The sequence below is a fragment of the Streptomyces sp. NPDC002057 genome, from assembly GCF_040296665.1.
In the GTDB taxonomy this organism is placed as follows: domain Bacteria; phylum Actinomycetota; class Actinomycetes; order Streptomycetales; family Streptomycetaceae; genus Streptomyces.
Map to the genome: position 1 here is coordinate 211308 of NZ_JBEOXR010000006.1, position 16225 is coordinate 227532.

Consider the following 16225-nt stretch of genomic DNA (forward strand, 5'->3'; position numbering starts at 1 on the left):
CCGGATCAGAGGTTCTTGAGGGCCTCGCGGACGGAGAGGGGCGACAGGCGGCCGGTGTGCGCGGCGACGAAGGCACGGACCTCGGAGGGAGCGGTCTTGGCGTACTCGCGCAGGCTCCAGCCGATGGCCTTGCGGAGGAAGAAGTCGGTGTCGGCGGCGCGGCGCAGGCAGTGGGCGAAGAGCCGGTCGGCGTCGGTGGACTCCTTGAAGCGGAGCTGGTGGAGGAGCGCGGTGCGGGCCACCCACAGGTCCTCGTCCTCGATCCACTCGTCCATGCGGTCGCCGAGGGAGGGGTCGGCCGCGACCAGGCCGCCGACGACATGGGCGGCGAGGTGGTCGACCGTGTCCCACCAGGAGACGGTGGTGACGAGCCGCCGGGCGACGGGCAGGAAACCGGACGAGCAGCGCTTCACGTGGCGGCGCAGGTAGTCGACCGCGAAGTAGTGGTACTCCCGCTCGGGCAGGGCGAAACAGCGCAGCGCCACGGCGGCGCAGTCCTGCTCGTCGGGGCGCGGCGTGCCGTCGAGGACGGTGCGGGACAGGGCGCGGCGCTCGGGGGTGCGGATGCCGAGGAAGGGGGCGACGCCCTTCATGTACGCGACCATCTCCTGCGCCCTGAAGGGGTTCCCCGCGGCCGGGTAGACCGTGGTGAGCCGGGCGAGCACGGTGTCGGCGAGGGCACTGTCGGGGACCGCGGCGAGGCGGCCGCCCGGGGGCGCGGCGTCGGTCATGGAACCCTCCCTGAGGAGACGGGGCGGAGCCCTGCCCCGGCGGACATGACGCACATTACGGCGATCATACGGACGCGTCCGTTACTCTCCCCGAATGCTCGCTCCCGTGCCCCGGCCGCCGGGCTCCTTCGCCCTCCGCTGCTCCCGGGCCCTGCTCGCGCCCCGTGCGCGGCTCTCGATGCTCGCACTGCTGCTGCTCACGGCCGCCGCCCTCGTGGTCCTCTACGAACCGCAGCGGCTGCTCTCCTCGGGGTGGCCGCAGCAGACCGGCGGCGCCGGGGCGGTGCTGCTCTTCGGTCTCGCGTACGGCGTGTGCACGGCGGCGTTCGTGCCGCGCCCGGTGCTCAACCTGGCGGCGGGCGCGCTCTTCGGTTCGGCCGCCGGTCTGACGGCGGCGGTCGCGGGGACGGTGCTCGGCGCCGGGATCGCGTTCACGCTCGGCCGGTTCCTGGGGCAGGACGCGTTGCGCCCGATGCTGCGGGGGCGCTGGCTGACGGCGGCCGACGGGCAGCTGAGCCGGCACGGGTTCCGTTCGATGCTGGCGATCCGGCTGTTCCCCGGGGTGCCGTTCGCCGCGGCCAACTACTGCGCCGCCGTCTCCCGCATGGGGTACGTGCCGTTCCTCCTGGCGACGGCGATCGGCACGGTCCCGAACACGGCGGCGTACGTGGTGGCGGGCGCGCAGGCGGGCGAGCCGGGCTCACCCGCCTTCCTCTTCTCCGCGGGGTTCATCGTCGTGTCGGGTCTGGCCGCGGCCGTGGTGGCCTGGCGCAAGCGGCACGGCCTGCGGGCCCCGGCGCCGGTGGCGGCACCGGAGCCGGAGCCGGTGGGCGCCGCCCGCTAGGGCCTGTCCGACGATCGGTGTCGGCCCGGCCGACGCGACGCCCCCAGGTCCTTCGGTCCGGGTCAGAGCGCTTCGACGATCATCGCGTTGGCCAGGCCGCCCGCCTCGCACATCGCCTGGAGTCCGTAGCGGGCGCCCCGGGCCCGCAGTGCGTGGACGAGCGTCGTGGTGAGACGGGTGCCGCTGGCGCCGAGCGGGTGGCCGAGGGCGATCGCGCCGCCGTGGACGTTGACCCTGTCGGGATCGGCGCCGGTCTCCCGCTGCCAGGCGAGCACGACGCTCGCGAAGGCCTCGTTGATCTCGAAGAGGTCGATGTCGGCGAGGGAGAGGCCGGACCGCCGCAGGACCTTCTCGGTGGCGGGGACGACGCCGGTGAGCATGAGCAGGGGATCGGACCCCGTGACGGCGAAGCCGTGCAGCCGGGCCAGGGGTCGCAGGCCGAGGCTCCGGGCCGTCTCGGCGGCCATGACGAGGACGGCGGACGCGCCGTCGTTGACGGGGCTGCTGTTGCCCGCGGTGACGGACCAGTCGATCTGCGGGAACCGGGCGGCGAAGCCGGGGTCCTCGAAGGCGGGCTCGAGTCCGGCGAGGATCTCGGGGGTGGTCGCGGGGCGCACCGACTCGTCGTGGCGGACGTCCCCGTAGGGGGCGATCTCGGCGTCGAGGAGTCCGGCCGCCCGGGCGCGGGCCGCCTTGGTGTGGGACGCGGTGGCGAACACGTCCATGGCCTCCCGGCCGATCCCCCACCGCGCGGCGACGAGTTCGGCGCTGACGCCCTGTGGGACGAGGCCCCCGGGGTAGCGCTCGGCGACACCGGGGCCGAAGGGGTCGGCGCCGGGCGGCACGTTGGACCACATGGGGACCCGGCTCATCGACTCGACCCCGCAGGCGACGGCGATGTCGTACGCCCCGGAGAGGACGCCCTGGGCGGCGAAGTGGACGGCCTGCTGGGAGGAGCCGCACTGCCGGTCGACGGTGGTGGCGGGCACGGACTCGGGGAATCCGGCGCCGAGCCAGGCGTACCGGGTGGTGTTCATGGCCTGCTCGCCGACCTGGTCGACGGTGCCGCCGATGACGTCGTCGACGAGCGCGGGGTCGATGCCGCTGCGGTCGATCAGGGCGCGCAGGGTGTGGGAGAGGAGGGCGACGGGGTGGACGTGGGAGAGGGCTCCCCCCGCCTTGCCCTTTCCTATCGGGGTCCGGACGGCTTCGACGATGACGGCGTCGCGCATGACAGGCTCCTGGGTGGGAGAAGTGGACCGACACTCGTCGGTAACATAACCCCGCGAGTTGGATTCTCAAACCTACTCGCCACCTGCATGGTTGGTTTTCCGAACCAACCACCCGCGCGCTGCCTTACGCTGACCCCATGAAGGCCGCCCCCCGCCCCTGCTCGATCGCCGACACGCTCGCGCTCGTCGGCGAGAAGTACTCCCTGCTCGTGCTCCGCGAGATCTCCCTCGGCGTGCACCGCTTCGACCGGATCGCACGCAACACCGGCGCTCCCCGCGACATCCTCACCACCCGCCTCAAGCGGCTCGTCGAGGCCGGAATCCTGGAGAAGGTGCGGTACAGCGAGCGCCCGCTGCGCTTCGAGTACCGGGCCACGGCGGCCGGCGAGGAGCTCCAGCCGGTCCTGGTGACCCTGATGGCCTGGGGCGACCGCCACCTCAACGGGGCCGACCGCCCGATCGTCCTGGAGCACCGGTGCGGCGAGGTCCTCAGCCCCCGCGTCGTCTGCGCCCACTGCGGGGACGAGGCCGACCGCGAGAGCCTCCGCGCCCACGTCCGGGCACCCGGCTGGACGACAGCGGGACCGGCCGCGGAGCCCCTGACGGGCCCCGAAGCGGAGCCGACGCCCCCTCAGGAGGGCTGAGCACGGTCCCGTCATCTGGGGACGGTACGCTGCGCACGACCTTCTGACCGCACACGTACATAACGGGACGGCCCTAGCCCCATGAGTTGGTTCGAATCGTTCATCCTCGGACTCGTCCAGGGGCTGACGGAGTTCCTTCCCATCTCCTCCAGCGCGCACCTCCGTCTCACCGCGGCGTTCGCCGGCTGGCACGACCCGGGCGCGGCCTTCACCGCGATCACCCAGATCGGCACGGAGACCGCGGTACTGATCTACTTCCGCAAGGACATCGCCCGGATCATCTCGGCCTGGTTCCGCTCCCTCACCGACAAGTCGATGCGCTCCGACCACGACGCCCAGATGGGCTGGCTGGTGATCGTCGGCTCGATCCCGATCGGTGTCCTCGGCATCACGCTCAAGGACCAGATCGAGGGCCCCTTCCGCGACCTGCGGCTCATCGCCACCACGCTGATCGTCATGGGCGTCGTCCTCGGCATCGCGGACCGGCTGGCCGCCCGCGACGAGATCGGCGGCCGCCACCGGGCGATCCGCGAGCGCAAGACGCTCAAGGACCTCGGCGTGAAGGACGGCCTCATCTTCGGCGTCTGCCAGGCGATGGCCCTCATCCCGGGCGTCTCCCGCTCCGGCGCGACGATCTCCGGCGGACTGCTCATGGGCTACACCCGCGAGGCGGCCGCGCGGTACTCCTTCCTCCTCGCCATCCCGGCGGTCCTCGCCTCGGGCGCGTACGAGCTGAAGGACGCCGGCGAGGGTCACGTCTCCTGGGGCCCGACGATCTTCGCGACGATCATCGCCTTCGTGGTCGGTTACGCGGTGATCGCCTGGTTCATGAAGTTCATCACCACGAAGTCCTTCATGCCCTTCGTGATCTACCGGATCCTGCTCGGCATCCTGCTGTTCGTCCTGGTGGGAACGGACACCCTGAGCCCGCACGCGGGCGAGTCCGGGCACTGACCGGTCGCGACGCCTCCGCCCCCCGCCTGTCCGCCGACCGCCTCGGTCGGCGGACGCCCCGAGAGCGCCGGCTCCGCCCGTGTGGCCCGGTCGCGTGGCCCCGCTCGCGGGGACTGGTGGGAGTGGTCGGCTAAGCCTTCGTATCCGGCTTCCAGTCCTCGGCGAGCAGGCCCAGCAGGACCTCGTCCAGGAACTCGCCCATCACCCAGGCCGAGGAGCGCAGCAGGCCCTCGCGGACGAATCCGTTGCGCTCGGCGGAGCTCAGCATGGCGGCGTTGTCCGCCAGCGTCTCGATCTGCAGCCGGTGCAGACCGCGCACGACGAAGCCGTAGCGGCACAGGACCTCGACCACGTCGGTGCTGTATCCCCTGCCCCGGAAGGCCGGCCGCAGGCCGAGGCCGATGTGCGCGGACCGGCTGTGGTTGTCGATGCCCCACAGCGTCGCGGTACCGACCAGGGCGCCGCCGTCCAGCTCCACCACGGAGAACGGGACGTGCCCCTGCTCCGTGTCGTCCACCACGAGGGACGACTCCTGCGAGCCGGGCGTGATCGGCCGCCACGGCCGGCCCTGGGCGCGCGAGTGCGTGACCGGGTCGTCGTAGAGCTCGGCCTGCAGGATCGGGATGTCGTCGTCGTGCCGGGCCCTGAGCCCGACCTTCTTGCCCTTCAGCATGAAGGCTTCCTATCCGACCGGTCCGACCGCCCGCAATCGAAATACGGGCGGCCCGACCGCCGGTCCCCGGGCCGGTCAGGCCCGGTAGGGAACCCTGGCCAGCTCCTCGATGCCGCCCGGGGTGCCCCACTCGTTCTTCCCGAGCCGGGACAGCGGCCGCATCAGCGTCATCTCGGGGTGACCGTCGACAAGGACGGACTCCTCGACGGCCGCGTGCACGACCCGGCCGAAGACCACCGTCGAGTCACCGATCCGCACGGTGCTGTGCAGCTCGCACTCGAGGGCCACCGGCGACTGGGCGACCCGCGGCGGCTTCACCCGCAGGCTCGGCTCCCGCTCCACGCCGCACGCGTCGAACTCGCTCACCCCGCGCGGGAAGTCGGTCGCCGTCGCGTTGATCCGCTCGATGAGGCCCTCGGGGGCGAGGCTCACCACGAACTGCCCGGTCTCCTCCACGTTGCGCAACGTGTCCTTGCGTCCGACCGAGGTGAACTGCACGACCGGCGGCGTCACCGAGGCGATCGTGAAGAAGGAGTGCGGGGCGAGGTTGTCCGTACCGTCGGCCGAGGTCGTGGACACCCAGGCGATCGGCCGGGGCACGACGGTGGCGGTGAGCAGCCGGTAGAAGGAGGTGCGGTCGGTCAGTTCGGGATCCACGTTCACGCGCATGTCGCTCAGTATGACCGGCGCTCGGACCGCCGCGACCGGCCCTCGGGCCGCCCCGACCCGTACGTGGACCGACGCGGCCCGCACGGGGCCCGTCGCTGTGGTGGGAGCCCGTCAGCGCACGCCCCTTGGCCCGGGGCGTGCGCTGACCGACACTGATCCGATGACGCAGCGTGTGGACCTCGCGACCGTGTTGGACCGTATCGCCGTCGACGACCTGATCACCGGGTACGCGGCGGCCGTGGACGACGCCGACTGGACCGCCTACCGGGCGCTGTTCACCCCGGGCGGCCGGGCCGACTACCGGGGTTCGGGCGGGATCGAGGGGCCGGCGGGCGAGGTGGCCGACTGGCTCGCCGAGACGATGACGCTCTTCCCCGTACGCCAGCACCTCATCGTGAACCGGCGGGTCCTCTTCCGGGAGCCGGCCGGCTACCCGGAGGAGGGCGACGCGGCGGACGTACGCGCCGACTACGTCAACCCGATGCGGTTCGCCACCGGCGAGGACTTCGTCTGCGGGGGCCGCTACGCGTTCGCGGCGCTGCGGACCGCGGACGGCTGGCGGCTGAGCTCGGTGGTCGTCGACGAGCGCTGGCGCAAGCACCGCTGAGCCCACCCCGCCCGACCGGCCCCGGCCCCTGCCCGTCCCCCGGCCCCGTCCGAGGGCGAGAGAGCCCGATCGATTCGAGAGGCCCCACCGGCCGCGCCGGGCGCGGTCACGCCCGACACTGAAGACAGGGGCGGGAGGCACCTCATGCGATCTCCGTTCGGAAGCCGGGGACAGGACCGAGGGCCGGGCACCGACTCGGCTCCCGGCCCCGCCCGCCGACGGGCGCTCGTACGCTCCCTGCTCGCCCTCGCCTGCGGCGCGCTCCCCGCGCTCGCCTTTCCCGCCCCCGGTCTGTGGTGGTGGGCGTACGTGGCGCTCGTCCCCTGGCTGCTGCTCGTCCGCACGGCTCCGGGGGCTCGCCGGGCCGGACTCGACGGCTGGCTGGGCGGGGTCGGCTTCGTGCTCGCCGTCCATCACTGGCTGCTGCCCAGCCTGCACGTCTTCCTGCTGCCGCTGGCCGCGCTGCTCGGCCTGCTGTGGCTGCCGTGGGGGTGGCTCGTGCGGTCGCTGCTGGGCGGCGCGCCGTCACCGCCGCGGGCCGCCGTCGCCCTGCTCGCGGTGCCCTCCGGCTGGCTGCTGATCGAGCTGGTCCGCTCCTGGGAGGGCCTGGGCGGTCCGTGGGGGCTGCTCGGCGCGAGCCAGTGGGAGGTCCCGGCGGCGCTGAGGCTCGCCTCGATCGGCGGGGTGTGGCTGGTGAGCCTGCTCGTGGTGGCGGTGAACACGGCCGTGGCCCTGCTGGTGGCGTCGCCGGGGCTGCGGACCGTGGGGGTCGCGGGACTCGCGGCCTGCGCGCTCGTGGCGGGCGCGGCGGCCTGGGGTGTCGGGGCGCCGCACGAGAGCGGGACGGTACGCGTGGCCCTCGTCCAGCCGGGGGTGTTCGGCGGTCCTGACGGGGCCGAGCGGCGTTTCGACCGGGCGGAGGAGCTGACCCGCTCGCTCGCGGGGCAGCGTGTCGACCTGGTGGTCTGGGGCGAGAGCAGCGTGGGCGCCGACCTGGTCGGCCGGCCGGACCTGGCCGCCCGGCTGACCGCTCTGGCGCGCGCGGTCGACGCGCCGGTCCTGGTGAACGTGGACGCGCGCCGGGCCGACCGTCCCGGCATCTTCAAGAGCGCCGTCCTGGTCGGGCCGGCGGGGCTCACGGGTGAGCGCTACGACAAGATGCGACTCGTGCCGTTCGGCGAGTACGTCCCGGCGCGCGCCGTCCTGGGGTGGGTGACGTCGGTCGGCAAGGCGGCCGGCGAGGACCGGCGGCGGGGCACCGAACCGGTCGTGATGACGCTGCCCGCCGGCGGCTCCGATCGTTCCGACGCCGTCCGGGGCCTGCGGATCGGGCCGCTGGTCTGCTTCGAGTCGGCGTTCCCCGACATGAGCCGGCGGCTGGTCCGGGACGGTGCCGGCCTCGTGGTCGTCCAGTCGGCGACCAGCACCTTCCAGGAGAGCTGGGCCCCCGCCCAGCACGCGTCCCTCGCGGCCCTGCGGGCGGCGGAGACGGGCCGGCCCGTGGTGCACGCGACGCTCACCGGGATCAGCGCCGCGTACGGCCCCGACGGGCACAGGGTGGGGCCGGTGCTCGGCACGGACGCGAGCGCCGTCGCCGTCCGGGAGCTGCCGCTCTCGGTGTCGACGACGGGGTACGTCCGGTGGGGCGACTGGCCGTTGTACGGGGCGCTCGTCGTGGTGGGCGCGGTGTGCGCCGCCGAGGGCGCGGGCGCCTTCAGGAGGCCTGGGTCAGCGCCTCGCGGACCACGCGCTCGCACAGCTCGTGGGTCAGCAGGGCGTCGCGGGCGCTGAGCGTCCGCCCCTCACGTACGGCGTCGAGGAAGGCGAGTACGGCCTGCTCGATGCCGCGCTGGCGGGCCACCGGCACCCAGTCGCCACGTCGCCGCAGGGTCGGCTGGCCCTTGTGGTCGACGACGTCGGAGAGGTTGAGGACCTGGCGCTTGGTGTCCTGTCCGGAGACTTCGAGGATCTCCTCGGTGGAGCCGTTCATCCGGTTCATCATGCCGATCGCGGTGAAGCCGTCGCCGGAGAGCTGGAGCACGACGTGGTGCATGAGCCCGTCGCGGATCCGGGCCCGCACGTCGACGTGCTCGATGTCGCCGGGGAGCAGGAACCGCAGGGTGTCGACGACGTGGATGAAGTCGTCGAGGACGAGGGTGCGCGGGTCCTCGGGGAGCCCGACGCGGTTCTTCTGAAGGAGGATCAGTTCGCGCGGGTGCTCGGCGCACTGGGCGTAGCTGGGGGCGAGGCGCCGGTTGAAGCCGACGGCGAGGCTCACCCCGCGCTTCTCGGCGAGCTCCACGATGCGCTCGGAGTCGGCGTACTCGTAGGCGAGGGGCTTGTCGACGTACGTGGGGACGCCCGCGTCGAGAAGACGGCCGGCGATCTCGGCGTGGGCGGCGGTCGACGCGTGGACGAAGGCCGCGTCGAGTCCGGCGGAGAGCAGGGAGTCGAGGTCGCCGTGGCGCCGCGCGGCGGGCAGGTGGAGGGTGTCGGCGACCCGGTCGAGGGTGGCGCGGGTACGGGTCTGGAGGTGGAGTTCGACCCCGGGGAGGGTGGCGAGGACGGGGAGGTACGCCTTCTGCGCGATGTCGCCGAGTCCGATGCAGCCAACCTTCACGGGGTCTCCCTTGTCGTGTCCGCAGGCCCCGGGCCGGGGGCCGTTCGCGCTGGTCAGCTTACGCGGACCGGGCCGGGGCCACCGGCGGGTGCCAGTCGGCGATGCCGTCGAAGCCGCGCAGGACGAGTCCCGGCCCGAAGCGGGAGACGGCGCCGACGAGCGTGGAGCGCAGGGCGACGGCGGGGCGGGCCGAGAGCAGGGTGATCGCTCCGGTGCGGGCGGCCTTGCGGACGAGGGCGGTGGTACGGGGAAGGCGGTCGGCGGTGTACGCGGCGAGCGCCCGGCCGGGGACGAAGTCGGGCGCGGAGCGGGCGTGGTGGGCGAGGACGACGGCGTCCTCGATGGCCTGGTTGCCTCCCTGGCCGAGGCTCGGCATCATCGCGTGCGCGGCGTCGCCGAGGAGGGCGACCCGGCCCCGGTGGAAGGCCGGCAGCGGGTCGGGCAGGTGGTGGACGTCGTGGCGGAGGACCTGGCTCGGGTCGACGGCGGCGAGGATCTCGGGGACGGGGTGGTGCCAGTCGCCGAAGAGGCGCAGGAGTTCGGCCCTCTCGTCGTCGGGGGCACGGCCGCCGGCGGGGGCGGCGGCCATGGCGTACGCGTAGATCCGGCCGTCCTTGAGGGGCTGGGTGCCCCACAGGCGTCCGGCGCCCCAGGTCTCGTGCGGGGCGAACGGCCGCTCGGGGGCGGGGACGACGACCCGCCAGGTGGTGCAGCCGGCGTAGCGGAGGCCGGGGTGTTCGGGGAAGAGGGCGTGCCGGGCGGCCGAGCGGATGCCGTCGGCGGCGACGACGAGGGCGGCCTCGATCTCTCCCTCCGGGGTGGCGAGGCGGGCCGGCCGGTGGTCGTCCCCGGGGTCGACGAGCGAGGCGGCCGTCGCGGTGCGGACGGCTCCTTCGGGGAGGGCCGAGGTGAGGATCTCGACGAGGGTGGCGCGGTGGAGGAGGACGAGCGGGCCGCCGAAGCGGGCGGCGGCGGCCTTGGCGTCGGTGCGGGCGAGCCAGCGTCCGCCGGGGGCGCGCACGCCGCCGTCGCCCTGCCAGGCGGCGAGGTCGCGGACGCGGTCTCCGAGGCCGATGACGTCGAGGGCGCGCTGGGAGTTGGGGGCGAGGCCGATGCCGGCGCCGACGGGGGCGAGGTCGGCGGCGCGTTCGAGGACGGTGACCCGCCAGCCGTGGCGGTGGAGGGCGACGGCGGCGGTGAGTCCGCCGACTCCGGCTCCGACGACGACGGCGTGGTGCTGTTCCATGACTGCTCCCCGGGACCGGAACTACAGGTGTAGTGCGACCGACACCGCGACCGTACTACAGGTGTAGTCGGCTCGGTAGTAGGTTGTCCCCATGACCGCATCGACCGCCGCCGCCACCTCCTCCCGGGAAGGCCCCGCCTCCCGCGCCCAGCGGATCGGGGACGCCGCCCTCGACCTCCTCGTCGAGCGCGGCATGCGGGGGCTCACCCACCGCGCCGTGGACGAACGGGCGGGCCTGCCGCAGGGATCGACCTCCAACCACGCCCGCACCCGCCAGGCCCTCCTGGAGACGGCGGTACGACGCCAGGTCGAACTGGAGGCCCGAGTCCTGACCCCGGCCGAGATCGCGGAAGGCGTCGCGGGCGGGGCGGGCGGGGCGGGTGCTCCGGGCGAGGGCGACGGCAACGGCGACGGCGACGGCGACGGCTTTCCCGGCGCTCAGGGAGACCCCGGCCGAGGCGGCACCCATGGAGCCACCGACCGGGGCGGCGCCCCCGGCCATCCCGGCCGAGGCGCCGCCCCCGGTGATCCCGGCCCCCTCGCGGACGCGCTCGCCCTCGCCCTGCACCGCTATCTCACCGACCACCGCGCGCTGCTCGTCTCCCGCTACGAGCTGGCCCTGGAGGCCACCCGCCGCCCCGAGCTCCGCGCCTTCTTCGACTCGGCGGGCTCCGTCTTCCACGGCCCGCTGGTCGCGGTGATGGCGGCGGCCGGCTCGCCGGAGCCGGAGCGGCACGCCCTCTCCCTCATCGCCTGGAGCGAGGGGCTGATGTTCTCGTGCGCCGCGGGCTCCTTCCACTCGTCCGTGCCGAGCCGCGCGGAACTGCGGACCGGCCTCGAAGAGTTGCTGCGCGGCATGCTCGGGCCCCGGACCTCCTAGGACACCGGAAAGGGGTGGCGTGACGGGTGCTCATCGGAGACGATGCCGCGCATGACCATCCCGCGTACCGAATCCGTATCCCGCGTCGACCCGTCCACCACCTCGGGCGAGCGCGAGGCCCTGGAGCAGTGGCTCGACTTCCACCGCGCGACCCTCGCGAGGAAGTGCGAGGGCCTCGACGACGCCCAGCTGCGCACCCTCTCCGCCCCTCCCTCCGACCTCAACCTCCTGGGCCTCGTCCGCCACATGGCGCAGGTCGAGCGGGGCTGGTTCCGCAACGTCCTGGCCGGTGAGAAGGCGCCGTGGATCTACTCCACGGACGAGGACAACGACCGGGACATCCACGTGACGGAGGAGGACACCTACGAGGAGGCCTTCGCGACCTGGCAGGCGGAGATCGCCCACGCGCGCACCCTGGTCGCCTCGCACGGTCTCGACGACCTGGGCGTGGGCACGCACCGCACCGGGCAGGCCTTCAACCTCCGCTGGATCTACCTGCACATGATCGAGGAGTACGCCCGCCACAACGGCCACGCGGATCTGCTCCGGGAGCGGGTCGACGGCGAGACCGGCGACTGACCGGTCCCCGCGGGCGCCCCACCGGTCAAGCCCGGTCCCCCCGCGGCTCACCCGTGCGGGGCATTCCCCGCCGGTAGGGGCGCGGAGATCACCACCGGGCCAGCAGAGTGGCGCGGGTGCATGGAACCCGAACCACAGCGAAGATCCTGGTCGGGGCGGCCGTGGCCGCCCTCGCGGGCTGCGTCTCGGTGGACGCCCCGCCGACGGCGCCCGCTCCCGCGCCGGCCGCGGAGGCCGTACGCCCCGCGCAGGACGTGGCTCCGCAGATCGTCGAGGGCCCGGCCCGCGAGGCCCTCGAAGCGGCCCTTCCCGCTCCCCCGCCGTCGGCGACGCCCCGCGCGGCGCCCCCGGCCGAGGTACGCCGGCGTGCGGCGGCCCCGGCCCGTCCGGAGGCTCCGCGTCCGGAGGCGTTACCGCGACAGCGTGAGCGTCCGCGCCCGGCGGCCCGGCCGGCGCTGCCCGATCCGCCCGGGCTGACGGGCCTGCCGAGGAACCCGCCGGTCTCCCTGGCGGACGTCTGCGATCTGGGAGAGCGGTACGGGGGCTGGGCCCCGGGCGGCGACCCGTCCCGCATCTGTCATGGCGCGTACGGCCGCTGAGGCCCCGCACCGCGCGAAGGGGCGCCGAGCCCAGGGCCCCTCCCGCCCGCACGGCCCGGACCCTCGCACGCGCGACCCGGACCCCCGTCGATCACCCCGCGGCGCGCAGCCCGGCCCCCCGTCGCTCACAGCCCGCGCAGCCTGAGGTCCAGGCGCTCGATCGCGGCCCGTACCCCGTTTCCGTAGCCGTCGTCGTCCAGGTGGTCCGAGGCGGCGCGGGCCCGGTCCAGATGGACCCGCGCGGCGTCGGGCCGCTGGAGCTTGACGTAGTCGGCGGCCAGGTTGAGGTGGAGCGAGGGATACAGCGCCCGGAGCGCGACCGCCGAGCCGTGCTCGGCGGTCCGCTCGTCGGCGAGCCCCTCCGCCGCGCTCAGGGCCCGCAGATCCCAGGCCAGCTCGGTGTCGGGGTCGTCCTGGGCGTCCGCCATGTAGTGCGCGAGGGTGCACCGGTGCAGCGGGTCCCCGTCGGGGCCGATCTGCTGCCAGAGGAGCCCGAAGCGATTGCGGGCCTCCTCGCGGTCGCCGCCGTGGAGCAGCATCATGGCCTGCCCGATCCTGGTCATGACACCGTCGTCCGACACCTGCTGCTGCTCGGTCACCGCGACCTCCACCCGCTCACCCACTGGGAGAGCCGACGCTAGCCGCACCCGGCCCGGATCGGGCCGAGGCTCAGCCGAGGTCCGGGACGCGCCAGTCGATCGGCTCGTGCCCCTGGGCCGCGACGGCCTCGTCGATCTGGGTGAACGGCTGCGATCCGAAGAACTTCTTCGCCGAGAGGGGCGAGGGGTGGGCGCCCTTGACCACCACGTGCCGCTCCTCGTCGATGAGCGGCAGCTTCTTCTGCGCGTAGTTGCCCCAGAGGACGAAGACGGCGGGGTCGGGCCGCGAGGCGACGGCGGTGATCACCGCGTCCGTGAACTTCTCCCAGCCCTTGCCCTTGTGCGAGTTCGCCTCGCCGGAGCGGACGGTCAGCACCGCGTTGAGCAGGAGGACGCCCTGTTCGGCCCACGGCATCAGATAGCCGTTGTCCGGGACGGGGTGGCCGAGCTCGGCCTGCATCTCCTTGTAGATGTTCCGCAGGGAGGGCGGGGTCTTCACGCCGGGCCGGACCGAGAAGCAGAGCCCGTGTCCCTGTCCCTCGCCGTGGTACGGGTCCTGACCGAGGATCAGGACCTTCACCTTGTCGTACGGGGTGGCGTCGAGGGCGGCGAAGACCTCGTCCTTCGGCGGGAAGACCGGTCCCTTGGCACGCTCCTCCTCGACGAACTCGGTGAGCTGGGCGAAGTACGGCTTCTGCAGTTCCTCGCCGAGGACACCCCGCCAGGACTCGGGCAGCATGTTGGTGTCGGTCACGGTCAACAACCTCCGGTGGACGTTCTCGTATCTCGTCCGAGAACCTATCGGGGGCCACTGACAGTGGCCCCCGCAGGTCGTCTACCAGCTGGCCCGGCGGTACAGCTCCCAGAGCTGCATGACCGTCTGCGGGTCGAGGGCGCGCTCGCCGCCGCCGATGTCCTCACCGGCCGCGATGTACAGCTTGCCCTGCCACAGCGGCAGCAGCCGGACCTCCTGGACCATGATCTCCTGGGCCTCCACGAACTCGTCCGTGACGGTCCCGCGGTCGCTCTCGCGGCGGGACTTCGGGAGGAGTTCCCCGGTGATCTTCGGGCTCACGTACGGCGTACCGAGGACGTTCTCCTTGCCGATGAACGGCGCGACGAAGTTGTCCGGGTCCGGGAAGTCGGGGAACCAGCCGCGCCCGAAGACCGGGTACTCGCCCTTCTGGTAGCCCGCCTGGAACTCCTTCCAGGGCTTGCCGTTCAGCCTGACCGTGAAGAGTCCGGACTCCTCCAGCTGCCGCTTGAGCTCGGCGAACTCGGCGGCCGTCGAGGAGCCGTACCGGTCCGTCGTGTACCAGAAGGTCAGCTCGACGGGCTCGGTGATGCCCGCGTCGCGGAGGATCTTCTTGGCCTTCTTCGCGCTCGGCGTGCCGTAGCGGTCGAAGAACTTGGTGGTGTGGGAGGCGATTCCCTTGGGCACCATGGAGTACAGGGGCTCGGCGGTGCCCTGGTAGACCTTGTTGACCAGTTCGTCGCGGTCGACGAGCTGGGCGATGGCCTTGCGGACGGGGAGCTTGGCGACCGTCGGGTCCTGGGCGTTGAAGACCAGGTAGCGGATGTCCGCGCCGGTCGACTCGACGAGCTGGAGGCCCTTGTTCTCGGGCTTGTCCTCCTGGAGGGCGACGACCTCCTCGGCGGTGAGGCCGCGGTAGGTGGCGTCGATCTCGTCCTTCTTGAGCGCGGCGACCATGGCGTCGGACGCGTCGTAGTACTTGATCGTCACGCCGCCGTTCTTACGGTCGGCGAAGCCCTTGTAGGTCGGGTTCTTCGTCAGCTCGGCCGTCTTGCGCTCGTCGTACGAGTCGAGGACGTACGGCCCCGAGCCGGTGAGCTTGCCGTCCTTGCGGAGCTGGTCGGCCGGGTACTCGGCGGGGTCCACGAGGGACATCGCCGGCGTGGCGAGGACGAACGGGAAGGTGGCGTCCGACTTGTTGAGCCGGAAGACGACGGTCCTGTCGCCCACGGTCTCGATCTTGTCGAGCGAGCCGAGCATCCCGTTCGGGCCGCCCTTGTGGTTGATCGTGCGGATGCGCTCGATCGAGTACTGCACGGCCTTGGCGTCCAGCTTGTGCCCGTTGGAGAACGTGAGGCCCTCCACGAGCTTGCACTCGAAGACCCGGCTGGCGGTGTCGGTGAACTTGCATTCGGCGGCGTCCGAATCCGGGGTCGTACTTCCCGTCGGGAAACTCACCAGGGTTTGGAACACATTCCGGAAGAGCTCCCAGGAATTGTCCCAGGCGGCGGCCGGATCAAGCGTGGTGGGAGAGCTCGTCGTGCCGATGACGATTCTCTGATCCCCGGCGGATTCACTGTCCGAGAAGACACTGCATCCGGACACCAGGGATATGGACACAAGGGCTGCAGCGGCCTGCAGACTGGTCCGGTTGAACACGTGCACGCTCCTCGTTCAGCCAGGGGTCGGCCGACGATACCGCAGCACCCCGTCAGGTCAATGTTCGAGCCTGACGGGGCACTTGAGGCATTCATTGCAGAACCGGTCTCAATCCGGACACCGGATCAAGAAAGTGTCCGATTATCGGTCACCCGACTCCGGCGTTCAGGAAAATCCCGCCGTCGACCACGAGCGTCTGACCAGTGATCCACTCCGACTGGGACGAGGTGAGGAAGGCCGCCGCGCCGCCGATGTCCTCGGGCTCGCCGAGCCGGCCGAGCGGGTAGGCGGCGGCCGCCTCCGCTTCCCGGCCCTCGTAGAGCGCCTGCGCGAATTTCGTCTTCACCACGGCCGGGGCAATTGCGTTGACCCGCACGAGCGGGGCGAATTCATGCGCCAATTGGAGAGTGAGGTTGACCATCGCGGCCTTGCTCATTCCGTATGCGCCGATGAAAGGCGAGGCGGAGACGCCCGCGACCGACGCGATGTTCACGATCGCGCCGCCGTGCTCCTTCTGCCAGGCGTGCCAGGTCCGCTGGGCGAAGCCGAGCGCGGAGACCACGTTGGTCTCGAAGACCTTGCGGGCCACTCCGAGGTCCAGGTCCGCGATGGCCCCGAAAACCGGGTTCGTACCGGCGTTGTTGATCAGGAAGTCGACGCGGCCGAAGCCGTCCATCGCCGCCTCGACGGCGGCGGCCTGGTGGACCTCGTCGTGGGCCTTGCCGGGGACGCCGATCGCCCGGTCGGCGCCGAGCCGCTCGACGGCCTCCTTGAGGGCCTCCTCGCCGCGCCCGGTGATGACGACCCGGTCGCCGCGGGCGACCAGCGCCTCGGCGATGCCGTAGCCGATGCCCCGGCTCGCGCCGGTGACGAGTGCGACCTTGCCGGACAGCTCCGGCCGTACCTGTGCGGTCATGCGCTTCTCGCTCCTCTGT

General features: G+C 72.8%; 18 protein-coding genes. 8 read left to right on the forward strand and 10 right to left on the reverse strand.

What is annotated here, in order from left to right; translation table 11 throughout:
* Positions 1-5: 5 nt before the first annotated feature.
* Positions 6-731 (reverse strand): DNA alkylation repair protein, encoded by a 726-nt coding sequence (locus tag ABT129_RS08055; RefSeq protein WP_351898010.1) that lies wholly within the window; start codon positions 729-731, stop codon positions 6-8.
* 94 nt (positions 732-825) lie between these two features.
* On the opposite strand from ABT129_RS08055, the gene ABT129_RS08060 reads away from it, so the two are divergent.
* On the forward strand, positions 826-1575 hold the full coding sequence (locus ABT129_RS08060) for a TVP38/TMEM64 family protein (protein WP_351898012.1): 750 nt from the start codon (positions 826-828) through the stop codon (positions 1573-1575).
* A gap of 62 nt (positions 1576-1637) precedes the next feature.
* On the opposite strand, the gene ABT129_RS08065 is transcribed toward ABT129_RS08060, so the two are convergent.
* Positions 1638-2807, reverse strand: coding sequence for a thiolase family protein (locus ABT129_RS08065; protein WP_351898015.1), 1170 nt, complete (start codon positions 2805-2807; stop codon positions 1638-1640).
* A gap of 137 nt (positions 2808-2944) precedes the next feature.
* On the opposite strand from ABT129_RS08065, the gene ABT129_RS08070 reads away from it, so the two are divergent.
* Together ABT129_RS08070 and ABT129_RS08075 are read left to right on the forward strand one after the other, a co-directional pair.
* Positions 2945-3451, forward strand: a complete 507-nt coding sequence (locus tag ABT129_RS08070; protein WP_351898017.1) for a winged helix-turn-helix transcriptional regulator — start codon at positions 2945-2947, stop codon at positions 3449-3451.
* Positions 3452-3532: 81 nt separating this feature from the next.
* Positions 3533-4405 (forward strand): undecaprenyl-diphosphate phosphatase, encoded by an 873-nt coding sequence (locus ABT129_RS08075; protein ID WP_351898020.1) that lies wholly within the window; start codon positions 3533-3535, stop codon positions 4403-4405.
* A gap of 130 nt (positions 4406-4535) precedes the next feature.
* Here the strand turns inward: ABT129_RS08075 and ABT129_RS08080 are convergent, their stop codons facing one another.
* Positions 4536-5078 carry a GNAT family N-acetyltransferase gene (locus ABT129_RS08080; RefSeq protein WP_351898022.1) on the reverse strand — a complete coding sequence of 181 codons (543 nt, stop codon included), beginning with the start codon at positions 5076-5078 and terminating at the stop codon, positions 4536-4538.
* Between the two features lie 75 nt (positions 5079-5153).
* On the reverse strand, positions 5154-5747 hold the full coding sequence (locus ABT129_RS08085; RefSeq protein WP_351898024.1) for a flavin reductase family protein: 594 nt from the start codon (positions 5745-5747) through the stop codon (positions 5154-5156).
* 160 nt (positions 5748-5907) lie between these two features.
* Here ABT129_RS08085 and ABT129_RS08090 point away from each other — a divergent pair, with 160 nt between their 5' ends.
* Both ABT129_RS08090 and lnt read left to right on the forward strand, forming a co-directional pair.
* Positions 5908-6354, forward strand: coding sequence for a nuclear transport factor 2 family protein (locus tag ABT129_RS08090; RefSeq protein ID WP_351898027.1), 447 nt, complete (start codon positions 5908-5910; stop codon positions 6352-6354).
* A gap of 144 nt (positions 6355-6498) precedes the next feature.
* The gene (gene lnt, locus ABT129_RS08095) at positions 6499-8145 is read left to right on the forward strand and encodes an apolipoprotein N-acyltransferase (protein WP_351898029.1); all 1647 of its coding nucleotides are present in this window, start codon (positions 6499-6501) and stop codon (positions 8143-8145) included.
* Here lnt and ABT129_RS08100 read toward each other — a convergent pair.
* Together ABT129_RS08100 and ABT129_RS08105 are read right to left on the reverse strand one after the other, a co-directional pair.
* Positions 8069-8974, reverse strand: a complete 906-nt coding sequence (locus tag ABT129_RS08100) for a Gfo/Idh/MocA family protein (RefSeq protein ID WP_351898031.1) — start codon at positions 8972-8974, stop codon at positions 8069-8071. The genes lnt and ABT129_RS08100 overlap by 77 nt on opposite strands.
* Before the next feature lie 58 nt (positions 8975-9032).
* Entirely contained in the window at positions 9033-10220 is a 1188-nt protein-coding gene (locus ABT129_RS08105; RefSeq protein WP_351898033.1) for an FAD-dependent monooxygenase, read from the reverse strand.
* Positions 10221-10311: 91 nt separating this feature from the next.
* On the opposite strand from ABT129_RS08105, the gene ABT129_RS08110 reads away from it, so the two are divergent.
* The 3 genes from ABT129_RS08110 (at position 10312) to ABT129_RS08120 (ending at position 12278) form a co-directional block, all read left to right on the forward strand.
* A complete protein-coding gene (locus ABT129_RS08110) occupies positions 10312-11100 on the forward strand; it encodes a TetR/AcrR family transcriptional regulator (protein WP_351898035.1) in 789 nt (262 codons plus the stop codon).
* A 42-nt stretch (positions 11101-11142) separates the two neighbouring features.
* Positions 11143-11679, forward strand: coding sequence for a DinB family protein (locus ABT129_RS08115; RefSeq protein ID WP_351898038.1), 537 nt, complete (start codon positions 11143-11145; stop codon positions 11677-11679).
* Between the two features lie 116 nt (positions 11680-11795).
* Positions 11796-12278: a hypothetical protein gene (locus ABT129_RS08120; protein ID WP_351898040.1), complete on the forward strand. Its 483-nt coding sequence runs from the start codon at positions 11796-11798 to the stop codon at positions 12276-12278.
* A 125-nt stretch (positions 12279-12403) separates the two neighbouring features.
* On the opposite strand, the gene ABT129_RS08125 is transcribed toward ABT129_RS08120, so the two are convergent.
* From ABT129_RS08125 to ABT129_RS08140, 4 genes are all read right to left on the reverse strand, one after another.
* The gene (locus ABT129_RS08125) at positions 12404-12877 is read right to left on the reverse strand and encodes a hypothetical protein (RefSeq protein ID WP_351898042.1); all 474 of its coding nucleotides are present in this window, start codon (positions 12875-12877) and stop codon (positions 12404-12406) included.
* A 70-nt stretch (positions 12878-12947) separates the two neighbouring features.
* Positions 12948-13631: a uracil-DNA glycosylase gene (gene ung / locus ABT129_RS08130; protein WP_351898044.1), complete on the reverse strand. Its 684-nt coding sequence runs from the start codon at positions 13629-13631 to the stop codon at positions 12948-12950.
* Positions 13632-13712: 81 nt separating this feature from the next.
* Positions 13713-15290 (reverse strand): ABC transporter substrate-binding protein, encoded by a 1578-nt coding sequence (locus ABT129_RS08135; RefSeq protein WP_351898046.1) that lies wholly within the window; start codon positions 15288-15290, stop codon positions 13713-13715.
* 148 nt (positions 15291-15438) lie between these two features.
* Complete coding sequence (locus ABT129_RS08140) at positions 15439-16206, reverse strand: SDR family oxidoreductase (protein ID WP_351898049.1); 768 nt, start codon at positions 16204-16206, stop codon at positions 15439-15441.
* Between the last annotated feature and the right edge of the window lie 19 nt (positions 16207-16225).

What these genes read in the sequence shown, in the direction of transcription:
- ABT129_RS08055 (WP_351898010.1), bottom strand. Translation starts at nt 731, where the DNA reads ATGACCGACGCCGCGCCCCCGGGCGGCCGCCTCGCCGCGGTCCCCGAC.
- ABT129_RS08060 (WP_351898012.1), top strand. Translation starts at nt 826, where the DNA reads ATGCTCGCTCCCGTGCCCCGGCCGCCGGGCTCCTTCGCCCTCCGCTGC.
- ABT129_RS08065 (WP_351898015.1), bottom strand. Translation starts at nt 2,807, where the DNA reads ATGCGCGACGCCGTCATCGTCGAAGCCGTCCGGACCCCGATAGGAAAG.
- ABT129_RS08070 (WP_351898017.1), top strand. Translation starts at nt 2,945, where the DNA reads ATGAAGGCCGCCCCCCGCCCCTGCTCGATCGCCGACACGCTCGCGCTC.
- ABT129_RS08075 (WP_351898020.1), top strand. Translation starts at nt 3,533, where the DNA reads ATGAGTTGGTTCGAATCGTTCATCCTCGGACTCGTCCAGGGGCTGACG.
- ABT129_RS08080 (WP_351898022.1), bottom strand. Translation starts at nt 5,078, where the DNA reads ATGCTGAAGGGCAAGAAGGTCGGGCTCAGGGCCCGGCACGACGACGAC.
- ABT129_RS08085 (WP_351898024.1), bottom strand. Translation starts at nt 5,747, where the DNA reads ATGCGCGTGAACGTGGATCCCGAACTGACCGACCGCACCTCCTTCTAC.
- ABT129_RS08090 (WP_351898027.1), top strand. Translation starts at nt 5,908, where the DNA reads ATGACGCAGCGTGTGGACCTCGCGACCGTGTTGGACCGTATCGCCGTC.
- lnt (WP_351898029.1), top strand. Translation starts at nt 6,499, where the DNA reads ATGCGATCTCCGTTCGGAAGCCGGGGACAGGACCGAGGGCCGGGCACC.
- ABT129_RS08105 (WP_351898033.1), bottom strand. Translation starts at nt 10,220, where the DNA reads ATGGAACAGCACCACGCCGTCGTCGTCGGAGCCGGAGTCGGCGGACTC.
- ABT129_RS08110 (WP_351898035.1), top strand. Translation starts at nt 10,312, where the DNA reads ATGACCGCATCGACCGCCGCCGCCACCTCCTCCCGGGAAGGCCCCGCC.
- ABT129_RS08115 (WP_351898038.1), top strand. Translation starts at nt 11,143, where the DNA reads ATGCCGCGCATGACCATCCCGCGTACCGAATCCGTATCCCGCGTCGAC.
- ABT129_RS08140 (WP_351898049.1), bottom strand. Translation starts at nt 16,206, where the DNA reads ATGACCGCACAGGTACGGCCGGAGCTGTCCGGCAAGGTCGCACTCGTC.